Source organism: Streptomyces liliifuscus (assembly GCF_016598615.1).
In the GTDB taxonomy this organism is placed as follows: Bacteria; Actinomycetota; Actinomycetes; order Streptomycetales; family Streptomycetaceae; genus Streptomyces; species Streptomyces liliifuscus.
This window is the reverse complement of record NZ_CP066831.1, coordinates 5,907,124-5,931,092: the sequence shown is the minus strand read 5'-3', so window position 1 is coordinate 5,931,092 and position 23,969 is coordinate 5,907,124. Positions and strand designations below refer to the sequence as shown.

21 protein-coding genes are annotated in these 23,969 nt (G+C 70.1%); 9 read left to right on the top strand and 12 right to left on the bottom strand.

The window, feature by feature from the left end; all coding sequences use genetic code 11:
- Positions 1-1,191 precede the first annotated feature (1,191 nt).
- Positions 1,192-2,316 (bottom strand): helix-turn-helix domain-containing protein, encoded by a 1,125-nt coding sequence (locus tag JEQ17_RS25470; protein WP_234048367.1) that lies wholly within the window; start codon positions 2,314-2,316, stop codon positions 1,192-1,194.
- A gap of 198 nt (positions 2,317-2,514) precedes the next feature.
- On the opposite strand from JEQ17_RS25470, the gene JEQ17_RS25465 reads away from it, so the two are divergent.
- From JEQ17_RS25465 to JEQ17_RS25455, 3 genes are all read left to right on the top strand, one after another.
- The gene (locus tag JEQ17_RS25465) at positions 2,515-3,282 is read left to right on the top strand and encodes an SDR family NAD(P)-dependent oxidoreductase (protein ID WP_200397370.1); all 768 of its coding nucleotides are present in this window, start codon (positions 2,515-2,517) and stop codon (positions 3,280-3,282) included.
- 98 nt (positions 3,283-3,380) lie between these two features.
- Positions 3,381-4,229, top strand: coding sequence for an SDR family oxidoreductase (locus JEQ17_RS25460; protein WP_200397369.1), 849 nt, complete (start codon positions 3,381-3,383; stop codon positions 4,227-4,229).
- Between the two features lie 306 nt (positions 4,230-4,535).
- On the top strand, positions 4,536-5,486 hold the full coding sequence (locus tag JEQ17_RS25455) for an ArsR/SmtB family transcription factor (RefSeq protein ID WP_234048366.1): 951 nt from the start codon (positions 4,536-4,538) through the stop codon (positions 5,484-5,486).
- Here JEQ17_RS25455 and JEQ17_RS25450 read toward each other — a convergent pair.
- The 5 genes from JEQ17_RS25450 to JEQ17_RS25430 form a co-directional block, all read right to left on the bottom strand.
- A complete protein-coding gene (locus tag JEQ17_RS25450; protein WP_200397367.1) occupies positions 5,449-5,862 on the bottom strand; it encodes a hypothetical protein in 414 nt (137 codons plus the stop codon). The genes JEQ17_RS25455 and JEQ17_RS25450 overlap by 38 nt on opposite strands.
- Positions 5,863-6,064: 202 nt before the next feature.
- Positions 6,065-7,054 (bottom strand): SMP-30/gluconolactonase/LRE family protein, encoded by a 990-nt coding sequence (locus JEQ17_RS25445; RefSeq protein ID WP_200397366.1) that lies wholly within the window; start codon positions 7,052-7,054, stop codon positions 6,065-6,067.
- A gap of 151 nt (positions 7,055-7,205) precedes the next feature.
- Positions 7,206-8,096, bottom strand: a complete 891-nt coding sequence (locus JEQ17_RS25440) for a TIGR03943 family putative permease subunit (protein WP_200397365.1) — start codon at positions 8,094-8,096, stop codon at positions 7,206-7,208.
- A complete protein-coding gene (locus tag JEQ17_RS25435) occupies positions 8,093-9,103 on the bottom strand; it encodes a permease (protein ID WP_234048365.1) in 1,011 nt (336 codons plus the stop codon). The genes JEQ17_RS25440 and JEQ17_RS25435 overlap by 4 nt, the downstream gene beginning before the upstream one ends.
- 158 nt (positions 9,104-9,261) lie before the next feature.
- Positions 9,262-9,795 (bottom strand): spore germination protein GerW family protein, encoded by a 534-nt coding sequence (locus tag JEQ17_RS25430; protein WP_200397363.1) that lies wholly within the window; start codon positions 9,793-9,795, stop codon positions 9,262-9,264.
- A gap of 176 nt (positions 9,796-9,971) precedes the next feature.
- On the opposite strand from JEQ17_RS25430, the gene JEQ17_RS25425 reads away from it, so the two are divergent.
- The gene (locus JEQ17_RS25425) at positions 9,972-12,110 is read left to right on the top strand and encodes a potassium channel family protein (protein WP_200397362.1); all 2,139 of its coding nucleotides are present in this window, start codon (positions 9,972-9,974) and stop codon (positions 12,108-12,110) included.
- A gap of 147 nt (positions 12,111-12,257) precedes the next feature.
- Positions 12,258-12,641, top strand: coding sequence for a DUF6191 domain-containing protein (locus JEQ17_RS25420; protein ID WP_200397361.1), 384 nt, complete (start codon positions 12,258-12,260; stop codon positions 12,639-12,641).
- 27 nt (positions 12,642-12,668) lie between these two features.
- Here the strand turns inward: JEQ17_RS25420 and JEQ17_RS25415 are convergent, their stop codons facing one another.
- Positions 12,669-13,052: a nuclear transport factor 2 family protein gene (locus tag JEQ17_RS25415; protein WP_200397360.1), complete on the bottom strand. Its 384-nt coding sequence runs from the start codon at positions 13,050-13,052 to the stop codon at positions 12,669-12,671.
- A gap of 172 nt (positions 13,053-13,224) precedes the next feature.
- Between JEQ17_RS25415 and JEQ17_RS25410 the strand changes: the two genes are divergently transcribed.
- Both JEQ17_RS25410 and JEQ17_RS25405 read left to right on the top strand, forming a co-directional pair.
- Positions 13,225-15,102 (top strand): S9 family peptidase, encoded by a 1,878-nt coding sequence (locus JEQ17_RS25410; protein ID WP_200397359.1) that lies wholly within the window; start codon positions 13,225-13,227, stop codon positions 15,100-15,102.
- Between the two features lie 84 nt (positions 15,103-15,186).
- Positions 15,187-16,029, top strand: coding sequence for an SURF1 family protein (locus JEQ17_RS25405; RefSeq protein WP_200397358.1), 843 nt, complete (start codon positions 15,187-15,189; stop codon positions 16,027-16,029).
- Between the two features lie 165 nt (positions 16,030-16,194).
- Here the strand turns inward: JEQ17_RS25405 and JEQ17_RS25400 are convergent, their stop codons facing one another.
- The 4 genes from JEQ17_RS25400 to JEQ17_RS25385 form a co-directional block, all read right to left on the bottom strand.
- Positions 16,195-17,592, bottom strand: a complete 1,398-nt coding sequence (locus tag JEQ17_RS25400) for a hypothetical protein (RefSeq protein WP_234048364.1) — start codon at positions 17,590-17,592, stop codon at positions 16,195-16,197.
- Complete coding sequence (locus tag JEQ17_RS25395; RefSeq protein WP_200397357.1) at positions 17,589-18,257, bottom strand: SigE family RNA polymerase sigma factor; 669 nt, start codon at positions 18,255-18,257, stop codon at positions 17,589-17,591. Before JEQ17_RS25395 ends, JEQ17_RS25400 begins: the two co-directional genes overlap by 4 nt.
- Positions 18,258-18,666: 409 nt before the next feature.
- Positions 18,667-19,761 carry an aspartate-semialdehyde dehydrogenase gene (locus tag JEQ17_RS25390; protein WP_200397356.1) on the bottom strand — a complete coding sequence of 365 codons (1,095 nt, stop codon included), beginning with the start codon at positions 19,759-19,761 and terminating at the stop codon, positions 18,667-18,669.
- Positions 19,761-21,035 carry an aspartate kinase gene (locus JEQ17_RS25385; RefSeq protein ID WP_200397355.1) on the bottom strand — a complete coding sequence of 425 codons (1,275 nt, stop codon included), beginning with the start codon at positions 21,033-21,035 and terminating at the stop codon, positions 19,761-19,763. Before JEQ17_RS25385 ends, JEQ17_RS25390 begins: the two co-directional genes overlap by 1 nt.
- A 286-nt stretch (positions 21,036-21,321) precedes the next feature.
- On the opposite strand from JEQ17_RS25385, the gene JEQ17_RS25380 reads away from it, so the two are divergent.
- Together JEQ17_RS25380 and JEQ17_RS25375 are read left to right on the top strand one after the other, a co-directional pair.
- Positions 21,322-22,074, top strand: coding sequence for a response regulator transcription factor (locus JEQ17_RS25380; RefSeq protein ID WP_200397354.1), 753 nt, complete (start codon positions 21,322-21,324; stop codon positions 22,072-22,074).
- On the top strand, positions 22,071-23,450 hold the full coding sequence (locus JEQ17_RS25375) for a sensor histidine kinase (RefSeq protein WP_200397353.1): 1,380 nt from the start codon (positions 22,071-22,073) through the stop codon (positions 23,448-23,450). Before JEQ17_RS25380 ends, JEQ17_RS25375 begins: the two co-directional genes overlap by 4 nt.
- On the opposite strand, the gene JEQ17_RS25370 is transcribed toward JEQ17_RS25375, so the two are convergent.
- On the bottom strand, positions 23,413-23,937 hold the full coding sequence (locus JEQ17_RS25370) for an SgcJ/EcaC family oxidoreductase (RefSeq protein ID WP_200397352.1): 525 nt from the start codon (positions 23,935-23,937) through the stop codon (positions 23,413-23,415). The two genes, JEQ17_RS25375 and JEQ17_RS25370, sit on opposite strands and share 38 nt — an antisense overlap.
- Positions 23,938-23,969 lie beyond the last annotated feature (32 nt).

Sequence of the window (23,969 nt, the reverse complement as noted above, 5' to 3'; positions counted from 1 at the left end):
GGAGCCGGTGAGCGCAGAGCGTCACGGCAGGCTGTCAGCGCCCTTAGGCAGTCGAGGAGCGGGGGTTCTTGCTTCTCCCACACATCGAATTCCCGAGTAGCCATCCGCCAAAGTTTCCACGCGGCAAGGAGACATGCCGCGGCGACTCCAAAGGCCAACCCCGACTCGATACCGCTCCACCATGAGACGAACTGCGGTTCACATCCCCTCAGAAACGCCCATGAGACGCAGTAGTCGGCTTCACCCTGGTACCACCCCTCTGAGCCCAGCGCGGCATTGAGGACATCGTGCAAGCTCGGCAGTGCCGAGACCGGACCACTGCCCATGTCCTGGAGGACAAGCCACGTCCCTAGCGCGACGCTGCAGAGCAGCAGCATGGACGGGATGACCTGGGACCAGACCCACCGGCCTACTTGCAACACGCGCTCCGAGCGATCCATCTCCACCAGGCGGTGCAAGAACTGGGCCGTGGGGGTTAACCCCTGATGCCGCCGGAGGGCCGTGGAAACGCGCAACTGGCTTCTAACCATCTCCGTACGGGGGCGGACGATCCAACGAGGGACCAAGACAATGCGGCGCCCTGTATGCCGGTGCGGGTCACTGAAGGCAGCCGCCTTCACCACCACTCTCCAAATCAGCATCATCATCGCGTATGTGACTGTCGCACCCAGCAGTGCTCGTGCCCAATCAGCCCAGGAAGTGAAGTCCACCGTCCCCGTCCCCTGCAGACCCGATTGCCGAACTGGCCGCGCCATGGAGTATGCCTCGCGGGTCATGGCCACGGACCCCCGGTAGCCGAACTGTGCTACGAGGAAGGCTAGTTCGAAGGTTCGGGTCGATCTGATGCTGCGCCACAGAGCAGCGGCCACGGACCACTGCTGGGAGAAAACTGGGAGAAGATCTTCCCCCCACGCCCACCAAGCGCTCCGGCGGACCAACTCATAGCAAGGTCTTGACCTGCACAGACACCACTGAGGTCAGGTCTGGATCTTGTTCGGACCTCATTCGGGACGAAGAGGTCGTGGGTTCAAATCCCGCCACCCCGACAGCTTTAACACCAGGTCAGGCCCGGTGCTGAGAGATCAGCGCCGGGCCTGATTTGTTGTGTGGGCCTGTTTGGGGGCCAGTTGGGTGTCTGTCACTGGGGGGCAGGCGCCGAGCGGGGGGGCAGCGTGGTGGGGATCGGTCGCGTCACTCCATCGAATCGGCGGCGTCGGGCGGCTCGGGATCAACGGTCGGCTTCCGTTCAGCAGTCGGCTTCCGTTCAGCGGTCGAATTTCGCTCAGCGGTCGGCTTCCACTCGGTGGTGTCGTCGTTCGTCGGCGCGGACCAGCTCGCCAGCAAGTTGAGGGCCTCCTGGGAGCGGGAAGCGGGCTCCGCGGTGTAGGTGAGGAGGAGCTGGCTGGGGTCCGTGCCCAGTGGGAAGGTCTCGAAGGGGAGGTCGAGGTCTCCGACGACCGGGTGGTGGAGGCGTTTCGCGCCTGTGGTGTGGATTCGGACGTTGTGGGCCGCCCAGCGGCGGCGGAAGTCCTCGCTGCGGGTGGACAGCTCGCCGATCAGGTCTGTGAGTCGCCGGTCGTAGGCGTCGCGGCCCGCCTCGGCGCGCAGCATGGCGACCGTGTCGTTCGCGACCTCGTCCCAGTCGCGGAAGAACTCCGTCGCGTGCGGGTCGAGGAAGACGAACCGGGCGTTGTTCGGTGGCCGCACCAAGTCGGCGAGTCCGGCAGGGGCGGCAGGGGCGGCAGGGGCGGCAGGGCCAGCAGGGGCGGCCGAGTCAGTTGGCTTGGCGGGAGCGGCGGGGGACGTGGGGACCGTCAGGGCCTCGTAGAGCGGGGAGAACAGTGCCCTTCCCAGGGCGTTGGCCGCCAGGATGTCCAGGCGGCCGCTGAGTACGAACGCGGGTGTGCCGGTCATCGAGTCGAGTACGCGCTGTACCGCGGGGCGGACGCGCTGCTGGGCCGGTCGGCGGCGTGGTGGGCGGGTCGTGCCGGCGCCGCGCAGCAGGTCGAGCAGGTGGATGCGCTCGGCCTCGTCGAGTTGCAGCGCCTGTGCGATGCCGTCGATGACGCTCTCCGAGACACCGGTGGCGTTGCCGCGCTCCAGCCGGGTGTAGTACTCGCTGGAGATGCCCGCGAGCAGGGCCACCTCCTCCCGGCGCAGACCGGTGACCCGTCTGCGGTCTCCGCCGTAGGCAGGTAGCCCAGCCTGCTCCGGGGTGACCCTCGCCCTTCGCGTGCCCAGGAATTCCCGGATCTCCGCACGGAAATCGCCGCGAATATCGCTATTGGCACCATAAGGGTCGCTTTTGCCTGCCATGTGCTCCACTCTACGAGCGCTTCCCGTCGGCTGGGGGTCCCTCTCAGTGACCCCCTCATCAGGGACTCCCACCCTCCTGTCACAACAGGTTCTGTTGATGGCGCACCCCTCCACGGCGGTGGTTCCGCCGCTGGTCTCCCGGCTCCTCCGCGGTGCCGTCGGCACTGCGATCTTCGGAATCAGAATCAGGACTCCCCCATGGCAACGAAACTGACCGGCACCATCGCTCTCGTCACAGGTGCGAGCAGCGGTATCGGTGCCGCCACCGCACGTCGGCTCGGCGAGGACGGTGCCTCCGTCGTTCTCGTGGCCCGCCGCAAGGACCGTCTGACAGAGCTCGCGGCCGAGATCGAGAAGGCGGGCGGCACCACGCTGGTCGTGGAGGCGGACATCGCCGACCGTGCCCAGGCCGAGGTAGCCGTACAGGAGACCGTCGAGCGCTTCGGGCGCCTGGACATCCTGGTCAACAACGCGGGCCTGATGCTCCTGGGCCCCGTCGTCGGCGCGGACGTCGAGGAGTGGGAGCGCATGATCGCCGTCAACGTCCAGGGGCTGCTCTACACCACCCGCGCCGCCCTCCCGCACCTGCTCAGGGCCGCCGAGGACGGGCCGCGCCGGGTCGCCGACATCGTCAACATCAGCTCGATCGCCGGCCGCGTCGCCTGGAACGGATACGGCGTCTACAACCTCACCAAGTTCGGCATGAACGGCTTCACCGAGTCCCTGCGCCAGGAGGTCACCCGGCGGCACGTACGCGTCGGTGTCCTGGAGCCGGGCGGCGTGGACACCGAGCTGGGCTCGCACAACGACCACAAGCCCGAGATCCGCGAAGCGATCGGCGCCTTCTACGAGCAGACCGAGGTCCTCGTCCCCGACGACATCGCCGACGGCGTCGCGTACATGGTCACCCGGCCCCGCCACGCCTCCGTCGGCGAGCTGTGGATCATGCCCACCGACCAGGCCTGACCGACCCTGACCCGACCGCCTCCTCGGGCCCTCACCCCTCGGACCCGCCCCTCATCACCGCACCACCGCATCGCCACGCCATTTGAAAGGAACCAGCCATGAGCAAGGTCATTCTCGTCACCGGTGCCGGACGCGGTCTCGGCACGGACATCGCACGCGAGGCCCTCGCCGCGGGCCACCAGGTCGTCGCCACCGGCCGTCGCCCCGAAGAGGTCGAGAAGACCCTCGGCGGGCCGCAGGACAATCTGCTGGTCACCAGGCTGGACGTCACCAGCCCGGAGGACGCCGAGGCGGCCGCGCGGGCCGCCGTCGACCGCTTCGGCCGCATCGACGTCCTGATCAACAACGCCGGGAACTTCTTCGCCGGCTACTTCGAGGAGATCACGCCCGACCAGATGCGCCGGCAGATCGAGACCAACCTCTTCGGCCCGATGAACGTCACCCGCGCCGTCCTGCCCGTCCTGCGCAAACAGCGCGCGGGCCACGTCGTCACGCTCTCCTCCTCCGCCGGTCTGATCGGCCAGGAGTTCTGCGTCGCGTACGCCGCCTCCAAGTTCGGCGTGGAGGGCTGGATGGAGTCGCTGCGCTACGACGTCGAGCCCTACGGCATTCGCACCACCGTCGTGGAACCCGGCTTCTTCCGCACCGAGTTGCTCGTGGACGCCTCCACCACCTGGCCCGAGCCGACCATCGAGGACTACGCCGAGCGCACCACGGCCACCGTCGCGGCGTGGAAGAGCATGAGCGGCCGGCAGTCCGGCGATCCCGTCAAGCTCGCCCGCGCCCTGCTCGCCATCGCCGACCAGGACAAGCCGCCGCTGCGTTTCGTCGCCGGCGCCGACGCCATCGAAGGCGTCGAGGCCAAGGCCAGGGAGCTCCTCGCCCAGGCGCAGGCATCCCGCGAACTGGGCGGCGGCGACCTGGCCTACGACGACGCCACCGCCTGAACACCTCCGCCTGGACACTGCCGCCTGAACCCCCCCTGCCCGACACCCCGATCCGGTCCTCTGGCGAATTACGGAATTCCCTTGCCTGGAAAGGGCCTTGGCACCTGGTCAAGGCGGCCCAGGAACGCAACCTTCCCCGCCCTCGGATCGTCCTCTTCTGGGGCTCCTCGGCCCCGGGCCGCGAAAGTCTGTGTTGGGTCTGCGGGCGAAGGGGGACGTATGCTCCGGATTCACTTCACCAATCATGATCTGCAGAACATTCGCCTTGTTCGGGAGCCCGATCCGCTGTGGGAACTCGTCTGCAGTATGTGTCGTTTGCAGACAAGACAAGGGCCGCTCGAATTCGGCCACTGGCGTCAATCGGTCCGCGAGAGAATTCAGCAGGACGCGCCTCTGAATCACGCCGTCCAGCCGCTCAAGACGTTGATCCCGAGCTTCGGTTACATCCCGGACTTCCTCACGCCGCCGGTCACGGGCGCCGATCTGTCCGCCGGACTCGAACTCGTACGGGCCACACCTCGCCGTCGGCTGGCGAGTGAGTTGACGCAGTTGGCCGGGTCCCGGCCGGTGCCGAGTTGGGCCGCGTCACTGGGCAGGCCGGGCTGTGGTGCCCTCAGTTCGCTGGCCCAGGCGCTCGGCGTGTACTTCGGGGCGCTGCTGGCGCCGAGCTGGTCCCACGTCCGCACGGTGGTCGGCAATGATGTCGGGATCCGGACCCAGGCCCTGCTGGACGGCGGCACCCAGGCACTGCTGAACGGGCTGCGGCCGCTGGCCCGTTGGAACAGCCCCGTCCTGGAAGTGGACTATCCCGTCGAGCGCGATCTCCACCTCGGCGGCCGCGGACTGACGCTCGTCCCCTCGTACTTCTGCTGGCGCCGCCCGACCGCTCTCGCCGACCCGGGCCTGCCACCCGTACTCGTCTATCCCGTGGCCAAGAACCCCCTTGACCTGCCGTGCACGACGGAGGACGGGCTCGTACGGCTGCTGGGCAGGTCGCGGGCCGCGGTACTGGTCGAGGTCGTACGACGGAGTGGTCGTACGACCTCGGAGGTCGCCGCGGCGGTGGGGCTCGCGCTGCCCAGTGTCAGCTACCAGATCGGCGTTCTGCGCGACGGGGGGCTCGTGGCCAGCCACCGCGACGGCAAGTACGTCCTGCACACGGCGACTCCCCTGGGGCGCCAACTGCTCGCGGTGGCGCCCTGGGACGAAGCCGGCGTCGTCAGCACTCCGGGAGGCCCGGGATCTTTCCGTCGTTGACGCCACCGCTGATCCAGACGACGGGCAGCCAGACACGCGAGTTGCCGCTGTCGTCGTCCGTCAGCGCCCACCAGTGGTTGTAGTACGGGCCGGACGAGAAGTTGTGGCCCCAGATCTGGCAGTAGAAGTAGTTGGTGCCCGCGCGCAGGGTTCCGGCCGGTACGCCGTCACAGCTGTCCGTCACTTCGGTCGTGGTGCACCACCAGGTGGAAGCCGTCTTCCACACATTGCAGTTGTACTTTCCGCCCCCGATCGACGAGCAGCCCGCGGCCGGCGCGGCCTGCTGTGCCTGGGCGGAGCCCGCCAGGCCGAACAGCGATGCCGCCGCCACCATGGTGATCGAGGTAAGAAACGTGTTGATTCGGCGCAGAGTCATGAAGTGCTGTGCTCCTTTGCTCGGATTCCGCCCAGTGTGACGACCAGGCGCCCGAACGCGGTAACACTTCGAGGAGGGTGGAAGTGTCGGTCCCGTACGGAAGCCCGCGGACAATCCCGCACAGGAATTCAGCGGCAAAAGGATGGGGCAGAGGTCGCTTCGGTCCCTCTGCCCCATCCTTTACTCGTACGTGTACTCGGCCTCAGATCGGGACCGCCACGCCCGTGAACGTCGTTTCCGGGGTCTGCGGGCTGGTGAAGCGGGCGTTGACCAGGTAGAGGCGGTTGCCGAAGCGGGCCGCCGTTGTGGGGACGTCGAAGCGGGGGTCCGTGATCGTGCCGGTCAGAGTGGCCGTCGTGGCGTTGGAGTTGAGCCGGAACACGCTGATGAGGTTCAGACGGTTCTGGACCACGTACAGGGTGCGGCCGATGCGGTAGAGGCCGTCGCCGTTCACCACGTCGGTCGCGCCGATCAGCGTGATCTTGGTGGCGTGACCCGTCTTGAGGTTCACGTTGTAGAGCTCGCCCGGGGTGCTCTTGACGACGATCAGGGCGCGGCCGTCGGGCGTGCCGACGATGCCGTTCGCGTTGTTGACGTTGGGGAGCTGGACCCAGTCGCCGGTGAGGGGCAACGTCCGTACGGTTCCGGCCCGGCCTCGCGGTACTCCGTAGAGCGCGGCGGCGCGTGAGTCGGTGAACCAGGCTCGGTCACCGAGGAGCGTGACGTCGTTGATGAAGTGGCCGGTCGGTTCTGTCAGTTGGTGTGTTGCGACCACTTCGCCCGTGCGGGAGTCATGGGTACGGGCCACACCGGTGTTGCCTGCCACGTACAGGAGACCGTCATGGTCGAGCTTCAGGCCGACGGCTATCAGGCCGGTGCCGCCCGCGAAGAGGATCCCGCCCTCGCCGGTGCGCAGGTCGGTGCGGTAGAGGGCGCCGTTGGCGCGCGAGCCCATGTACGCGTACGGCTTTCTGCCGATGGCTATGCCCTCGGGGAGGAAGCCGTTGGGGAGCGGGAACTCGGTCGGCCACGTGCCGCCGCCGGTGGTGGCCGCCGCGGTCCTGGTGCCGGTGGCTGCGTTCGCCGTACCTGCGCCTGCGCCCGTCGCCACCGCGAACGCGGTGAGGGCGGCGCCGCCCAGGAGGGCGCGTCGAGAAGGGTGGGAGTGCGGGTGCGGGTGACTGCGGGTCATGGTTGCGGGCCTCCGGGAAGAGTGGGGTGAGAGCCTTCAACTCGCTCATCCTGTCCCACACTTGGTCGCCGCTCCCCCCGTACGCCGGCTATCGACAGAGGATCGACAGGTTCCACCGCGAAGTCGGCGGCGTCGCAGACCTGCGCCCGGTTCAGCCGTTCCAGCTCTCGTCGTACGGGTCTCGCGGCGCCTTGACCGGTTTCACCTCGGTGACGTCGAGGAACGGGATGATGCCGTCGTTCACCGGGTCCTTGGTCCGCTTGGTGGTGTACGTGCCGGTGACCTCCAGCCAGCTGTCCGGGCGCAGGACGGGAGGAATCCGGCCGGTCAGGCCGATCTTCACCGGCTGGGCGTCGGCGGCACAGCAACTGAGTGCCATACGGACCAGGTACGGGGTGCCGTCCCGGTCCAGGGCCAGCAGGCCGGCGATCTTGATGTGGCGGTGATCGAGGGAACGGCCGTGGTCGTACGCCGCCCTGCCCGCGTAGTCGACGAGGTTGAGCCGGATCGTGTCGCCGGCGGGGAGGTCCGCGAAGCCCCAGGGCTGCTTCTGCAGGGCCGTGCCGGTGCGCATGGCGCTGTACGAGCCGAGGGCCGGCGGGGCCACGAGGATCAGGGCTAGAAGGGGGAGGACCAGAAGCCAGGAGATACGGGGTTCGCGGTGGGCGTGGGCTTCGGCGTCGCCATGGCCATGGTCGTTGGGGTCGGCCAGGGTCCCCACTTGAACTGAGGCGTCGGTGTGGGCCGGGGCTTCGGCGGCTATGCCTGCGCCCGTGTCTGCGGCCGTGGCCTTACCCGCATCCGTGCCTGCGGCCGCCTCATGGTGACGCTCGGCCAACGGCCCGTTCCCGGCGGACGTACGCGCCGCCTGCCGCTCGTACCAGACCGTCGCGATCGCCGTGGCGATCAGGACGACCCCCGCCGCCAGCAGCAGCGGCTGCAACCCGGCCTTCACGTACCGCAGATAGAGGTCGGTGAGGGCGGCGTGCAGGATCGCGCCGCCGGTGAGGAAGAGGACGGCCGCCTGAGCCTGGCGGTTCACAGCAGCACCGCCCCGACCAGGGCCGAGACCAGGACGGCCAGGGCGAAGGTGGCGGGCGCGAAGCGCAGGGCGAACTCGCGGCCGAAGGTGGCCGTCTGCATCGCGAAGAGTTTCAGGTCGATCATCGGGCCCACCACGAGGAACGTCAGCCGGGCCGTGAGCGAGAACTGGGTCAGGGAGGCCGCCACGAACGCGTCCGCCTCGGAGCAGATGGAGAGCAGCACGGCCAGGACCGCCAGGGCGAGGACGGACACCACCGGGTTGTCGGCCGCGAGGCTCAGCCACTCCTCCGGGACCACGGCCTTGAGCGTGGCCGCGGCCATCGCGCCCACGACCAGGAAGCCGCCCGCGTGCATCACGTCGTGCCGTACGGATCCCCAGAACGCCGCGCCCTTGCCGAGGCCGTCGGACGCCGGACGGCTCGGTGGGCGCAACCAGTCGGCGCGGCCGAGCCGTTGCCACAGCCAGCCCATCATGCAGGCCACCAGCAGGCTCGCCACGAAACGGGCCGCGACCATCTGGGGTTTTCCGGGGAACGCGACGGCCGTCGCGGTCAGCACGATCGGGTTGATCGCCGGGGCGGACAACAGGAAGGCCAGCGCCGCCGCGGGCGTGACACCTCGGCGCACCAACGCCCCCGCCACCGGCACGGACGCGCACTCACAGCCCGGCAGCACCGCCCCGGCCATCCCCGCGACCGGCACCGCGAGAGCGGGCCGCCCCGGCAGCGCGCGGGCGAAGAACGACGGCGGGACGAACACCGCGATGACCGCCGACAGCAGCACGCCGAGCACGAGGAAGGGCAGCGCCTGCACCATCACCGCGACGAACACGGTCATCCAGCTCTGCATCACCGGCGCGGACAGCGCCCCGCGGATCGGGCCCTGGAGCACGATCCCCACGAGCAGCAGCATGATCAGGACGAGGGGCGAGTTGAACTGCCAGCCCTTCCGCTCGTCCGTCTCGCGGTCCTCAACCCCGGGCGGCGCTGTGTCGGTTGTGGTCACGGGAGAGGTACCTCCGGTAGGGAAGGGCTTCGCGGGTGGGTTGCCCTCCACCTTCAGTACGCCCGTTCCCGCACAGCTTCTCATCCTGATGTTCCGGCCGGGCGCGCCCGTGTTCCGGCCAGGGCCCGCCCGCTTCCGGCCAAGGCGCGCCCGAGCCGTCACTTCCTGCGGCGCAGCGCCCCGATGATCCCGGGAAGCGCACTGCCGAGTGCGACCACCGCCAACGGGACGAAGACATCGACCCAGGGATCGCGGATCGGGCGGTATGTGGCGAAGCCCTCCTGGATCTCGATGAAGCCGATGGGCTTCGCGCCCACGCCGCCGCCTCCGCCACCGCCCTCGCCGGTCTTGGCTGCGCCGGCCTCGCGGCCCACACCGGCCCCGAAGCCGAACCCGACCTTGGCGACGGGGATGACCGTGACTCCGTGCCTGGTCACGGGTTCGCCGTAGACGGTGGTCACCGAGGCGCGCCCGCCCAGCTTCTCGGCCAGCCGCTCCAGCAGCACGACAGCCGGGTTGCCCTTGGGGATCTCCGCAAGTACATCCGCGGGGACGCCCGTGGGGGCATCCGTGGGGACGCCCTCCGGCGGCTGCGCCGATGTTGTCTCCACCGGCTTCACGGGCTCCGCGGATTTCTCTAACTCCGCTGGCTCCACCGGCTGTACGGGCTGTACGGACTCTTCGTCGGGCATCACTCGTCACCATCCTTCTGGCAGTGCGGTCGGTTCGGGCGGCCAGTGTCCCGCGGAACCCCCGCCTCAACTCCCTTGCGGCAGGCCCCTGTGCAACCGTCCGTGCCGGTGAGGCACTCTGTGCTGTTGTGGCGAGCCTTCCTAATCAGAGCGGGTCGGACGATCGCGGTGCGCACATGGTGGTGTGCGGGGACGATGCCCTCGCACACCGGCTGGCGGCCGAGTTGCGTGGTGTCTACGGGGAGCGGGTGACTCTGGTCGTACCGTCCGCCGAGGGCACCGTACGGCCGCCGGTCGTCGGGCGGGCCCGCGCCTCGGCGCTGCTCGACCGGGTGTCGGCGGCGGTGACCCGGGCGACGGCCAACGGCGGTATCGGGGGCATTGGCGGCGGCAACAGCAGTGGCACCGGCGGAAGCGGGGGCGGCGGCACCGGTGAGGGCGCGGCGGGCCGAGCCACCGTCTCCTTGACCCGCGGAGCCACGTCTCCCCGGGGAACCACCTCGGCGAATCGGTCCGCCACCTCCGAAGAGCCCCGCCCCGCCCGCGTGCTGGAGGCCCCCGTCCTGACCGAGGCCGTGCTCGCCGAAGCCGGTGTCGAGCATGCCGCCGCGCTGGCGCTCGTCCATGACGACGACGAGACGAACATCCGCGCCGCACTGATGGCCCGCCGCCTCAACCCCCGTCTGCGTCTGGTCGTCCGGCTCTACAACCGCCGTCTCGGCCAGCACATCGAGGCCCTCCTCGACCAGGCCTCCGCCCTGGCCATGGCGGGTCTGGCGGACGCCGGAGAGGGCGCCGGAGCGAATGCCGGAGGAGACGGCGGAGGAGACGGGGGAGGGAACGGCAGGGGGGACGGTGGTCCACGCGGGCCCGTACTCCTCGACGCCTCCACGACCGTGCTCTCCGACGCCGACACCGCCGCGCCCGCGCTGGCGGCGACCGCGGTCGCCGGGACCAGCAAGGTCGTACAGACCGACGGACTGATGCTCCGGGCCGTGGAACGGCAGCCCCCGGGGCCCGGGGAGGTCGCCGACCCGGGCCTGTGCACGCTGGCCCTGCTCTCGGCCACCACCAACGACCCGGCCGGCGCGGACGGTTCGGAGAGCAGCGGGGAGAACGCGCCGCGGCTCCTGCCCGACGAACGCTCCGTGGCCGCCGCGACCGGGCGCGGCACCATCGTCCTGGAGACGGTGTCGTACTCCGGTCCGCCGCTCCCCGCCGGACGCAGTGTCCTGCCCTTCGGCAGACTGTTCTCCCGGCGGCTGCGCTGGTCGTTCGCGGGTCTGGTGGCCTGTGTGGTGGCGCTCGCGGTCGCGTCCATGGTGACGACGGGCGACCATCCGCTGCACGCCACCTATCTGACCCTCCTCGATCTCTTCGCCATCAATGAACCCGCGCTCGAAGGCCCCCTCGGCCGCCAGATCCTCCAACTCCTCTCCGGTCTCGTCGGGTTGCTGCTGCTCCCCGTGCTCCTCGCCGCCGTGCTGGAGGGCCTCGGTACGTTCCGCAGCGGGACCGCGCTGCGGAAGCCGCCCCGTGGGCTCTCCGATCACGTCGTGCTCCTCGGGCTCGGCAAGATCGGCACACGTGTCCTCGCCCGCCTGCGCGAACTGCACATCCCCGTCGTGTGCGTCGAGGCCGACCCCGACGCGCGCGGGCTCGCCCTCGCACGCCGGCTGCGCGTGCCCGTCGTCCTCGGTGACGTCACCCAGGAAGGCGTCCTGGAAGCCGCCAAGATCCACCGTGCGCACGCCCTGCTCGCCCTGACCAGCGCGGACACCACCAACCTGGAAGCCTCCCTGTACGCAAGGTCGGTGCGGCCCGATCTACGCGTGGTGCTGCGGCTGTACGACGACGACTTCGCCACCGCCGTCTACCGCACCCTGCGCGCCACCCACCCGCACGCGCTCACCCGCAGCCGCAGCGTCTCCCATCTGGCCGCGCCCGCCTTCGCCGGAGCGATGATGGGCCGCCAGATCCTGGGCGCGATCCCGGTCGAACGCCGGGTCCTGCTCTTCGCCGCCCTGGACGTCGCCGGGCATCCGCACCTGGAGGGCCGTACGGTCGCCGAGGCGTTCCGTGCGGGAGCGTGGCGGGTGCTCGCCCTGGACAGCGCCTCGCCCGAGGAACGCCGGCTCGGCACGGCCACCGCCACCGCTCCCGCCCCGGGCTCGCCCGAGCGCCCGTCGGGCCTGGTCTGGGACCTGCCTCCCACCTACGTGCTCGGCTCCGAGGACCGCGTGGTCATCGCGGCCACCCGACGAGGCCTCGCCGAACTGCTGGGACGACGCCCCCGGGACCGTACGGGCACGTGATCGCAGGACCGCACGGGCACGTGATCGCAGGACCGCACAGGTGCGTGGTCCCGGGTCCGTACGGGTGCGTAGTCCCCGGTCCGTACGGGCGCATGGTCCCGGGTCCGGGGTCTGTCCCCGCGGTGCGCCCCGCCCCACAATGGGCCGATGGAATTCGCCGTGTTCGCCTCCCTCCCCGGACTGGTCATCCTGCTGACGGTCATCGCGTTCGTCGATCAGTTGATGCTGCGGGCCGGGCGGGCCGGGGTGCTGCCCTGGCGCAACGGGGCGCGGGTCGGGCAGGTGTCGGCGACCGGCTTCGAGCAGTTGCACGGCGCGCTGTCACCGGGCAAGCAGAACGAACTCAAGGAGCGGGAGTCGGCCCTCGTGCTCCGGGACGACGAGGAGGACGGCGCGCCCCCGCACCGCACACGCGTCGACCTGGACAGCGGAACAGCGGTGTTGGTGATGCGGACGCCGCCGCCCCGCGCCCAGGCCCGGCCCCGGAACGACGAAGGCGGCCTCCCTCAGCAGCACTCCACCAATCAGTAACGCTCCCCGATCAGTGGCGCTCGCCGATCAGTACCGCTCCACCAAGTGCTCCCGCCCCACCGGAGGTTCGTACGGCTCGGGCCAGAAGTCCGTGACCGTCAGCACGCGGCCCTCCGCGTCACCCGTGAAGAACGAGATCGCGTACATCTCGTCCAGGCCCACCGTGAAGTGGACCCAGGTGACGACCTGGCCGGGCTCGGCGACTATGCGCTCGATCCTCAGATGCCAGTCGCCGGGATACTCGCGGTTGAACTCGACGTACCTCTCCCGCCCGCTGACGCGCTCGCGCGTCTGGGGAAGGGTGTAGACGACGTCCTCCGCGAGGGTGTCCGCGAAGGCCGTCCAGTTCCTGTCCTCGGCCGTGGCCCAGAAGCTCTCCACTGTTTTGCGCAGATCGGTCGATGAGGTCATGGCGCCATGGTGCACCCGGCCACTGACAATCGGCCCTGAGCTGCACGGACCCGGACATTGCCCCTGCCGCGACGGCCTCGGCGCGGCCTCGGCGCAGGCTCGGCCCGCGGAGTTTTCCACAGGCTGAGGACCCCGGGAGCGCAATGTCGTCCAGTGCGGGCAGTATGGGGCCATGACTGAGAGCAACGGGTCCGTCCCGCACGAGGGAAGCATGCCGGACTGGGAGAAGCGCTTCCGGGCGCCGCGGGTGTCCTTGCCCGACTGGGCGGAGGACGCGCCGCACCGGTCCTTGTTCGTGTCGAACGCGACAGGGACGTACGAGTTGTATGCGTGGGACCGCGAGACGGGCGACCAGCGCCAGGTCACGGACCGGCCGAACGGGACGACGGACGGCGTGATGTCGCCGGACGGCGAGTGGATCTGGTGGTTCGACGACAAGGACGGCGACGAGTTCGGGATCTGGCGACGCCAGCCGTTCGCCGGGTCCGGCGACAAGGGTGACAAGGGCCGCAAGGGCGGCGAGGGCGGCGAGGGCGGCGAGCCCGTTCTCGACGAGCCCGCGGCTCCCGGGCTCGACCCCTCCTACCCCGCGGGGCTCGCGCTCGGCCGGGACGGACGGACGGCGATCGTCGGCCGGTCGACCGACGAGGACGGCTCGACGATCTATGTCAGCCGGACCGGCGAGGACCCCGTCGAGGTCTACCGGCACCGCGAGTCGGCGGGTGTCGGCGATCTCTCGCACGACGGATCGCTGATCGCGATCGAGCACACCGAGCACGGCGACGCGATGCACTCGGCGGTGCGAGTGCTGCGGATGGACGGCTCGGCGCTCGCGGAGCTCGACGACACCAAGGGCGGTACGGCCGAGCTCGGTCTGGAGGTGCTCGGCTTCGCCCCTGTCGACGGCGACACCCGGCTGCTCGTCGGGCATCAGCGGCGCGGCCGCTGGGAGCCGATGGTGTGGGACGCGGCGTCCGGCGAGGAGACGGACCTGGCGCTGGCCGCCCGGCTGGACGGCGACCTGAGCGCCGAGTGGTATCCGGACGGTTCCGCGCTGCTCGTGGTCAACAGCTTCGAGGCGCGCAGCGAGCTGTGGCGGTACGACCTGGCGACCCGCGGCCTGGAGCAGGTGCCGACGCCGAAGGGCACGGTGTCGGGGGCGACGGCCCGCCCGGACGGCAGCGTGGAGTTCCTGTGGTCGTCGGCAGCCGAGCCGCCGGTGGTGCGCTCGACGTCCGGCGAGGTCGTCCTCGACCCGCCCGGTATGAAGGCGCCGGCGTCGGTGTCCGTCCAGGACGAGTGGGTGACCGGTCCCGGCGGCCGTATCCACGCCCTCGTCCAGCGGCCGGCCGGGGTGACGGGTCCGCTGCCGACCGTCTTCGACATCCACGGCGGCCCGACCTGGCACGACAGCGACTCGTTCGCGGCGGGCCCGGCGGCCTGGGTGGACCACGGGTACATGGTGGTCCGGGTCAACTACCGCGGCTCCACGGGCTACGGACGCGAGTGGACGGACGCGCTCAAGCACCGCGTCGGCCTGATCGAGCTGGAGGACATCGCGGCCGTCCGGGAGTGGGCGGTCTCCTCCGGTCTCGCCGACCCGGACCGGCTGATCCTCACCGGCGGCTCCTGGGGCGGCTATCTCACGCTGCTCGGTGTCGGAATGCAGCCCGAGGCGTGGGCGCTCGGCATCGCCGCGGTGCCGGTCGCGGACTACGTCACGGCGTACCACGACGAGATGGAGGCCCTGAAGGCGATGGACCGCACGCTGCTCGGCGGCACACCGGAGGAGGTCCCGGAGCGCTTCGAGGCGTCGTCCCCGCTGACGTACGTCGATGCGGTGAAGGCTCCGGTCTACATCTCCGCCGGGGTCAACGACCCGCGCTGCCCGATCCGTCAGGTCGAGAACTACGTGACCAGACTCGCCGCGCGCGACGCCGTCCACGAGGTGTACCGCTATGACGCGGGGCACGGTTCGCTGGTCGTGGACGAGCGGATCAAGCAGGTCCGTCTGGAGCTGGACTTCGCGGAGCGACACCTGGGCAGGTGAGCGCACCGGGTCCCCTGCGGGGCGGGTCGGCCGAGAGGCACCCCTCGGCCGAGCCCCCCGCAAGGGCCCCGTACCTTTGAGGTTGTGTACCGGTTCCTGCTGACGCCCCGCTGGTGGGGGATCAACGTCTTCGTGCTGTTGGCCATCCCCTTCTGCATCTTCATGGGGTCATGGCAGTTGAGCCGGTTCGAGGACCGGGTCCAGGACCACCGTGACGCGGGCGAGCAGGCCACGGCGGCCAAGACGGATCCGGCCAGGCCGCTCGCGGAGCTGCTGCCCGTGGACAAGGAGACGTCCGGCAAGCAGACCACGGCGACGGGCCGGTACGGGAAGCAGTTGCTCGTGCCGGACCGGGAGCTGGACGACAAGCGCGGCTTCTACGTTCTGACGTTGCTGCGCACCGACGACGGCAGGGCCCTGCCGGTGGTCCGGGGCTGGCTCCCCGGAGACGCGGACCCCGCGAAGGCTCCGGCCGCTCCGACCGGTGAGGTCACCGTGGCCGGCGCGCTGCAGGCGTCGGAGACACCCGGTTCGAACGGCGTGCCCGCGGCCGGTGGTCTCCCCGCCGGCCAGACCGGCGCGATCAGCTCGGCAGCGCTGGTGAACCTCGTGCCGTACGACGTGTACGACGCCTGGGTCACCCTCGCCAAGGCCGACGCGGGGATGAAGGCGGTGCCCGCGGCGGCTCCGGCGGACACGGGCCTGGACCTGAAGGCGTTCCAGAACCTCGGCTACACCGGCGAGTGGTTCGTCTTCGCGGGCTTCGTGGTCTTCATGTGGTTCCGGCTGATCCGGCGAGAGGTGGAGTTCGCACAGGACGCGGAACTGGGCCTTGTCGAGGGCGAGGGCGCTCCCGCGGGCCAGGACAGCGACACCGCAACCGACACCGCCGACAGCACAAAGGTGTCGGCCTCTCCCACGGCCTGACAATGCCTGCCCCGAATCAACCGGACCCGGCCGATCAACCGGGGCGCGGGGAACGGCGCATCATTTAGGGGCGCGGGGAACGGCGCGACCAGCCACAACGCACCCGCGGATCAAAACGGCACCCGCACCCGGCCAACAACCCCAGGACCCCAGGAACCCCGAACCTCAGGACCCGGCCAGTACCCCGGTCCGATAGACCGTGCCGGCGCAGGCGTTGGACACCGTCGTGGAGGCCGTCGGGCCGCCGCCCTCCGCCGAGTAGGAGACGACGACGCTTCCGTCGGCGGTCCCGTCCTCCTTCATGAGCTGTGAGCTCACGCCGCTGGTGCCCTCCGAGGTAGTACCGCCGCTGGCGCCGGTGGTGGCGGTCGGCGTCGGGTCGGGCGAGGGCTCGCCGCCGCCGGTGCTGCCACCGGTGGTCGGGCAGGTGCTCGACGGCACCCAGGCGAACGCGACCTCGTACGCCGAGCCCGGCTGGAGCACCAGCGCGGCCGCGTACGTGGACTGGTCGGGCAGTCCGGCCGCCGCGTCACCCGTCGCGTGCAGGGCCGTGCCGATCGCGGACGGGCTCGCCGCGCCCTGGGCGGCCAGGACGACCGAGCCGTCGCCGGAGACCGTACAGCTGGCGGCGGAGACGTTGGTGACCCGGAAGGAGCCGTAGACCGCGCCATTGGCGTCGGGCGAGCCGGCGCTCCCGGAGGCGCTGCCGAGCTGCAGGGACGTACAGGCGGGCACGTTCGCGGCGGAGGCCGACGGTTCCGTGCCGGTGGTGCCGCCGCTGCCGCCCTTGCCCTTGTCGGGCTTGTCCGTCTTGTCGTCCTTGCCTTTGTCGCTGTCCTTGCCCGAGGAGCCGCCGGAGCCGCCCCCCGTACCGTCCTGCTTGCCCTCGTTCGCGCCGCCCTGGGTCTGCGAGGCATTGGCCGCGATGGACGGGTCGGCGTTGGGGCCGGTGGAGTTCGAGACATGGATGAGGGCCGGGACGGCCGTGCCGATGAAGAGTGCGGCGGCCGCCATGCCGACGACGGCCTGGCGCTTGCGCGCCCGCCTGGCCGGTACCGCGCGCCGCAGATGGTCCAGCGTGCCGTCGGTCGGCTCGATCTCCTCGACGGCCTGGTGCAGGAGCCGCCGCAGGGCCAGTTCGTCGGACCCGAGCGCCCCCAGAGCGAGGCCGTCGGCGCCGAAGCCGCCCGTGTCACCGGGCTCCGGGCCCGCCGCGTCCGCGTCCGAGCGGGCAGAAGGAGCCGAACGGACAGAGGGAGCCGAGTGGACCGAAGAGGCCGGCTCGGCCGAAGCCGAAGGAGCCGGCTCCGCCGAACGGGTCGGCTCGGCCGAAGATTCCGGCTGTCCCGCCGCGCCCGAAGGGCTCGACGAGCGCGGCGAAGCACCCGACGGGCGGTCCGCCGAGCGGCCGTCCGTGTCCGAGACACCCGATTCTTCCGGGCCCGAATTCCCCGAGGCGCCGTGATTCACAATTCCGTTCCCAGCGTGCTGGTCATGCTCGTTGTCGTCGCTGTAGCCGCGACCGTATTCATCATGGCGTGCCCGCTCGTCCTTCGCGCTCATGCCGGCGCCTCCATGGCGACACGGAGCGCCGCGATGCCGCGCGAGCCGTACGCCTTCACCGAACCCAGCGAGATGCCGAGCGTCTCGGCGACCTGCGCCTCGGTCATGTCCGCGAAGTACCGAAGCACGAGGACCTCGCGCTGGCGCCTCTGGAGCCCCTTCATCGCCTTGATCAGCGCGTCGCGCTCCAGCAGGTCGTACGCACCCTCCTCCGCGCTCGCCATGTCGGGCATCGGCTTGGAGAGGAGCTTCAGACCGAGGATGCGCCGACGCAGGGCCGAGCGCGAGAGGTTGACGACGGTCTGCCGCAGATAGGCGAGCGTCTTCTCCTGGTCACGCACACGCTTGCGCGCCGAGTGCACCCGGATGAAGGCCTCCTGGACGACGTCCTCGCAGGAGGCGGTGTCGTCGAGGAGCAGCGCCGCGAGACCGAGGAGCGATCTGTAGTGGGCGCGATAGGTCTCGGTGAGATGGTCGACGGTGGTGCCGGCCGCCAGGGCTTCGTCAGCGCCCTCGCGCTGGTTCGGTATGCGGGTCGGCCGCGCTGCGGGCATGGGGGCGATCACCGGCATGCCGCCGCCGGACGCGCCGGACATGCGGGGTCGGCGGGGCGGGCGCAGGGTCGTGCCCCGCGCCGCCGCAGTGAATTCGAGTACCTCAGCCACGCCAGTTGGACACGCGTCCCCCCATTGGGGTTGTACGCGACAGGCATCACTTTTGCGTCAGGCTCAGGCTGCACGCCAGACAGTGCGTCAAATGCCCTCATACGTAAAAGCTCATCCCCTATGCCCCATATGAACGTGGCGTCCGGACGCCCCTGAAGGGCGACCGCAAAGACGCTCCCCGCCCTCCGCGCGGTTGCGGAGAACGGGGAGGAAAATCTTCGAACGCCAGAAGCCTCGATCGTCGGAAGCCTCGATTCAAGTGGTCCGGACCATCATCCGACCATGAAAGTCACACAGATCCTACAAACGATTCAACTTTCGACCAGAAAATTTCCGGCCAGGAGCCGTTCGCGCCGCTGTGACGTGGCACGGAAGCGCGTACGACGGCACAGCGGCAGCCGCACCCGAGTCACCTTCCACTCAGCTCGGCAGCCACCAGCTCGGCGATCTGGGCCGTGTTCAGCGCGGCCCCCTTGCGCAGATTGTCCCCGCAGACGAAGAGCTCCAGCGCCGTCGGATCGTCGAGCGCCCGCCGCACCCGTCCCACCCATGTGGGGTCCGTGCCCACCACGTCGACCGGCGTCGGGAACTCCCCCGCCGCCGGATTGTCGAAGAGCACGACACCGGGCGCTGTGGCGAGGATCTCCCTCGCCCGGTCCACCGTCACCTCGCCCTGGAAGCGGGCATGGACGGTCAGCGAGTGCGTGGTGACCACCGGCACCCGTACGCAGGTGACGGCGACGGGCAGGTTCGGCAGTCCGAGGATCTTGCGGGACTCGTCCCGCACCTTCATCTCCTCCGAGGACCAGCCGTCCTCCCGCACGGTCCCGGCCCACGGCACCACGTTGAGCGCCACCGGCTCCGGGAAGGGGCCCGTGTTGTCCCCCACCGCCCTGCGTACGTCACCGGGGGTCGTCCCCAGTTCCGTACCGGCGACGAGCGACAGCTGCTGGCGCAGGGTGTCGACACCGCGGCGCCCGGCCCCGCTCACCGCCTGGTACGAGGAGACCACCAGCTCGCGCAGACCGAACTCGGCGTGCAGCGCGCCCAGGGCCACGATCATGGACAGGGTCGTGCAGTTGGGGTTCGCGACGATTCCGCGCGGCCGGACCCGGGCGGCGTGCGGATTGACCTCGGGCACCACCAGCGGCACCTCGGGATCCATCCGGAAGGCGCCGGAGTTGTCCACGACGATCGCGCCCTTGGACGCGGCCAGCGGCGCCCAGCGCTCGGCGACCTCGTCGGGTACGTCGAACATGGCGACGTCGACCCCGTCGAAGGCCTCCTCCGTCAGGGCCACCACCTCGACCTGCTCGCCGCGCACGGCCAGCTTGCGGCCGGCCGAGCGCGGGGAGGCGATGAGGCGGATCTCGCCCCAGATGTCCGCGTGCTGGGACAGGATCTGGAGCATGACAGTGCCGACGGCCCCGGTCGCTCCCACGACCGCGAGCGTCGGCCCTACGGACCCGGGTCGCACGGTCCCGGGTCCCACAGTCCTGGCCATCAGCGGCCGGTGCCTCCGTAGACGACGGCCTCGTCGCTGTCGGAGTCGAGCCCGAAGGCGCTGTGTACGGCGCGCACGGCCTCGTTGACGTCGTCCTGGCGGGTCACGACCGAGATGCGGATCTCGGAGGTCGAGATCAGCTCGATGTTGACGCCCGCGTCGGACAGCGCCTGGAAGAACGAGGCGGTGACGCCCGGGTTGGTCTTCATCCCGGCGCCGACCAGGGAGATCTTGCCGATCTGGTCGTCGTAGCGCAGCGAGTCGAAGCCGATCGCGGTCTTCGCCTTCTCCAGGGCCTCGATGGCCTTGTGGCCCTCGGTCTTGGGGAGGGTGAAGGAGATGTCGGTGAGGCCCGTGGAGGCCGCCGAGACGTTCTGCACGATCATGTCGATGTTGATCTGGGCGTCCGCGATGGCGCGGAAGATGACCGCGGCCTCGCCCGGCTTGTCCGGGACGCCGACGACCGTGATCTTGGCTTCGGAGATGTCGTGCGCGACTCCGGAGATGATGGCGTGCTCCACCTGCGCGTCCCCTTGCGGATTCTCGTTGCTGACCCAGGTGCCCGGCAGTCCGGAGAAGGACGAGCGGACGTGGATCGGGATGTTGTAACGGCGTGCGTACTCGACGCAGCGGTGCAGCAGCACCTTGGAGCCGGAGGCGGCGAGCTCCAGCATGTCCTCGGAGGAGATCCAGTCGATCTTCCGGGCCTTCTTCACCACGCGCGGGTCGGCGGTGAACACACCGTCGACGTCCGTGTAGATCTCGCAGACCTCGGCGTCGAGGGCGGCGGCAAGGGCCACCGCGGTCGTGTCGGACCCGCCGCGTCCCAGCGTGGTGATGTCCTTCTTGTCCTGGCTCACGCCCTGGAACCCGGCGACGATGGCGATGTTGCCCTCGTCCAGCGCGGTCCTGATGCGGCCGGGCGTGACATCGATGATGCGCGCTTTGTTGTGGACGGAGTCGGTGATCACGCCTGCCTGGCTGCCGGTGAAGCTCTGGGCCTCGTGGCCCAGGTTTTTGATCGCCATCGCCAGAAGGGCCATGGAGATCCGCTCTCCTGCGGTCAGCAGCATGTCGAACTCACGCCCGGCAGGGATCGGGGATACCTGCTCGGCGAGATCGATCAGCTCATCCGTCGTGTCACCCATCGCCGACACCACGACAACGACCTGATGGCCGTTCTTCTTGGCGTCGACGATCCGCTTGGCGACACGCTTGATGCCCTCGGCATCGGCTACGGAGGAGCCTCCGTACTTCTGCACGACAAGGCCCACGTGCGCTCCTCGCTCAATCCGTCTCGTACCGCACGACTGCGGTCGGCTCAGTCTAACGAGCGGCCGAATTCCACCCCGGCGATATCGCATCGTGAGATGTCCCGCTCACGAGTTGATCACCCGGGTCCGTCCGGCTTTCGGTCGTCCGATCGGTCGGCGTCCGTCGGCCGGCCCTCCGGCCGCTCCAGGACCGCATCTGCCCTGCCCGGACGCACCTCACTCGGAAAGTGCGCCGCGTCACACTCACGAGCCGTCACGTTAAATTTCAAGCATTAGGGTTCCGCCTGTGCGCGTACTCCTGGTGGAAGACGACGAGCCGGTAGCCCAGTCGCTCCGGCGCGGGCTGCTGCGTTACGGCTTCGAGGTGGCCTGGGTCGCCACGGGTGGTGACGCCCTGGCCCACGAGGACCCGTACGACGTGGTGCTGCTCGACCTCGGGCTGCCCGACACCGACGGTCTGGACGTCTGCAAGGCGCTGCGCCAGCGCGGCGACGTACCGATCATCGTGATCAGCGCGCGCATCGACGAGACGGACCGGGTGGTCGGTCTTGAGCTCGGCGCCGACGACTACGTCACCAAGCCCTTCGGGGTGCGCGAGGTCATCGCCCGGATAAGGGCGGTGATGCGGCGCGCCCAGCCGCGTACGGCGGCGGAGGCCGCGGCGGCGGGACCCGACCGGTACGGATCGCGGCTGACCATCGACCGCAAGGCGGCCCGTGTCCGGCTGGACGGCGAGGAGGTCGCCCTCGCGCCCAAGGAGTACGACCTGCTGGCCTTCCTCACCGAGGAGCCGGGCGCGCTGATGTCGCGCGAACAGATCATGGAAGCGGTCTGGGACGCGAACTGGTTCGGGCCGACCAAGACGCTGGACGTGCATGTGGCGGCGCTGCGGCGGAAGCTCGCGGGCGCGATCACGATCGAGGCGGTCCGCGGGGTCGGCTTCCGCCTGGAGATCGACAAGGACGGCGACCGGGACGGCGGCAGCACGAGCAGCGGCAGCACGACTGGCGGCGGCAGCAAGGGTGACGCCCCCTCATGATCCGGCAGCTGATCGTCAGTTACGTACTTCTGGTGGCGGTCGCGCTGGCCGCCTTCACCGTGCCGGTGGCCTTCACGCTGACCGCGCAACTGCGCGGGGACACCGAGGAGTCGGTGGAGCGCGAGGCCACGACGATGGCGCTGCTGCTGGGCGAGGGGGACGCGTCCTCGCGGCAGGCGCTCGTGCGGATGGCCGGTGCCTACTCCCAGGACACCCCCGGCACCGTCCAGGTGACCGACTCCAGTGGCGCGGCGGTGGCCTCGCTCCCCCTCCCCGCGGACGACGAGGCGATCACACAGGCGCTGAGAAACCGCAGGACGACGGTCGACTGGGGCTCCTCCTTCGTCTGGGGACGGCACCTGGTGGTGACCGTGCCGGCCGAGTCGGCGGACGACAAGGACCGGATCGTGGGCGCCGTACGCATCAAGTACGCGACCTCCGACCTCAGCAGCCGGCTGTGGAGCATCTGGGGCTTCCGGGCCATACTCGCGGTCAGCGTGCTGGCCGTGGCCGCCTTCATCGGCGCCTTCGTGGCCCGCCGCCTCACCCGGCCACTGCGCCAGCTCAACGACATGGCGACCCGGTTCAGCGACGGCGACCTCACGGCACGCTCACCCGTGACGGGCCCGCACGAGACGCAGCAGCTGGCCCGCACCCTCAACTCGGCCGGCGAACGCCTCGACAGCCTGGTCGCCGCCCAGCGGATCTTCGTCGCCGACGCCTCCCACCAGCTGCGTACGCCGCTGACGGCACTGCGCCTCTCCCTGGACAACATCGCGGACGGAACCGACGACGAGTTCGTACGGGAGGACGTGGAGCAGGCCACCTCCGAGGTGGTCCGGATGAGCCGCCTGGTGAACGGGCTGCTGGTGCTCGCGCGCGCGGAGGCGAAGGTGTCCGCCGCCGAACCGCTGTCGCTGCACGACGTGATCGAGGAGCGCTTCTCGGTGTGGAGACCGGCCGCCGACGAGCGCGGAGTCACCATCGCTCTGGGGGGAGTTGCCGGCGGCCGGCCGCTTGTGCTGGCCAGCCCGGGTCACCTCGACCAGGTCCTGGACAACGTTCTGTCGAATGCCCTGGAGGTCTCGCCGGACGGCGGGACGATCACCGTGGAGGTGTCGCCCCACCCCGACGAGGTCGTGATGTCGGTGCTGGACCAGGGGCCCGGCATGTCCGACGCGGACAAGTCCCGCGCCTTCGACCGCTTCTGGCGCGGCCAGGGCCTGACGGGCCGGGCCGGCTCGGGGCTCGGCCTGGCCATCGTCAAGCAGCTGGTCACCGATGACGGCGGTGCGGTGGCGCTGCGGGACGCCCCTGGTGGGGGGCTGTGCGTCCGGTTCAGCTTGCGGCGGGCAGCACCGAGGAGTGGTGGTTGACGATCAGCCACTTGCCGCCGCGCTTCTCGTACTCGTACGTGTAGCGGGCCTCGACGTCCTTCTTCTCACCGGTCTTCGGGTCGGTGAGCTGGAAGACGTACAGTCCGGCGTCGATCGCCGAGTTGCTGTCCAGGACGTTGATCACGGACCTGATCTTCTCGCCCTTGGGCTTGTTCAGCAGGAAGTGGTCGAAGTAGTCGACGATCTCGGCGTGGTTCGTACGGATCTTGGGCGAGGCGGTGGGGAGAAGCACGGCGTCCGAGGCGTAGCGGGCGGCGACCTTCTTCGAGTCCCCGGTCTGCAGGGCCTTGTTCCAGCCGTCGAACAGCGCGGCGATCTGCTTCTTGGTCGGCTTCGCGGCCGCCTGACCCGCCGCGGGCTTCGACCTGTGCTCCGGCGCGGCCTGGCTGACACCGACGGTGACGGCTCCGGCGGCCACGAGGGCGACGGTGACGACCGCTGCGCGGGTACGTATGTGACGCTGCATCACAACTCCTGTGTGAAGGGGGTGGACTTGCT

Bases quoted from the DNA above. Each gene is read 5' to 3' on its own strand.
- JEQ17_RS25470 (WP_234048367.1), bottom strand. From the start codon at position 2,316: ATGGCAGGCAAAAGCGACCCTTATGGTGCCAATAGCGATATTCGCGGC.
- JEQ17_RS25465 (WP_200397370.1), top strand. From the start codon at position 2,515: ATGGCAACGAAACTGACCGGCACCATCGCTCTCGTCACAGGTGCGAGC.
- JEQ17_RS25460 (WP_200397369.1), top strand. From the start codon at position 3,381: ATGAGCAAGGTCATTCTCGTCACCGGTGCCGGACGCGGTCTCGGCACG.
- JEQ17_RS25455 (WP_234048366.1), top strand. From the start codon at position 4,536: ATGTGTCGTTTGCAGACAAGACAAGGGCCGCTCGAATTCGGCCACTGG.
- JEQ17_RS25450 (WP_200397367.1), bottom strand. From the start codon at position 5,862: ATGACTCTGCGCCGAATCAACACGTTTCTTACCTCGATCACCATGGTG.
- JEQ17_RS25445 (WP_200397366.1), bottom strand. From the start codon at position 7,054: ATGACCCGCAGTCACCCGCACCCGCACTCCCACCCTTCTCGACGCGCC.
- JEQ17_RS25430 (WP_200397363.1), bottom strand. From the start codon at position 9,795: ATGCCCGACGAAGAGTCCGTACAGCCCGTACAGCCGGTGGAGCCAGCG.
- JEQ17_RS25425 (WP_200397362.1), top strand. From the start codon at position 9,972: ATGGTGGTGTGCGGGGACGATGCCCTCGCACACCGGCTGGCGGCCGAG.
- JEQ17_RS25420 (WP_200397361.1), top strand. From the start codon at position 12,258: ATGGAATTCGCCGTGTTCGCCTCCCTCCCCGGACTGGTCATCCTGCTG.
- JEQ17_RS25415 (WP_200397360.1), bottom strand. From the start codon at position 13,052: ATGACCTCATCGACCGATCTGCGCAAAACAGTGGAGAGCTTCTGGGCC.
- JEQ17_RS25410 (WP_200397359.1), top strand. From the start codon at position 13,225: ATGACTGAGAGCAACGGGTCCGTCCCGCACGAGGGAAGCATGCCGGAC.
- JEQ17_RS25400 (WP_234048364.1), bottom strand. From the start codon at position 17,592: ATGAGCGCGAAGGACGAGCGGGCACGCCATGATGAATACGGTCGCGGC.
- JEQ17_RS25390 (WP_200397356.1), bottom strand. From the start codon at position 19,761: ATGGCCAGGACTGTGGGACCCGGGACCGTGCGACCCGGGTCCGTAGGG.
- JEQ17_RS25375 (WP_200397353.1), top strand. From the start codon at position 22,071: ATGATCCGGCAGCTGATCGTCAGTTACGTACTTCTGGTGGCGGTCGCG.
- JEQ17_RS25370 (WP_200397352.1), bottom strand. From the start codon at position 23,937: ATGCAGCGTCACATACGTACCCGCGCAGCGGTCGTCACCGTCGCCCTC.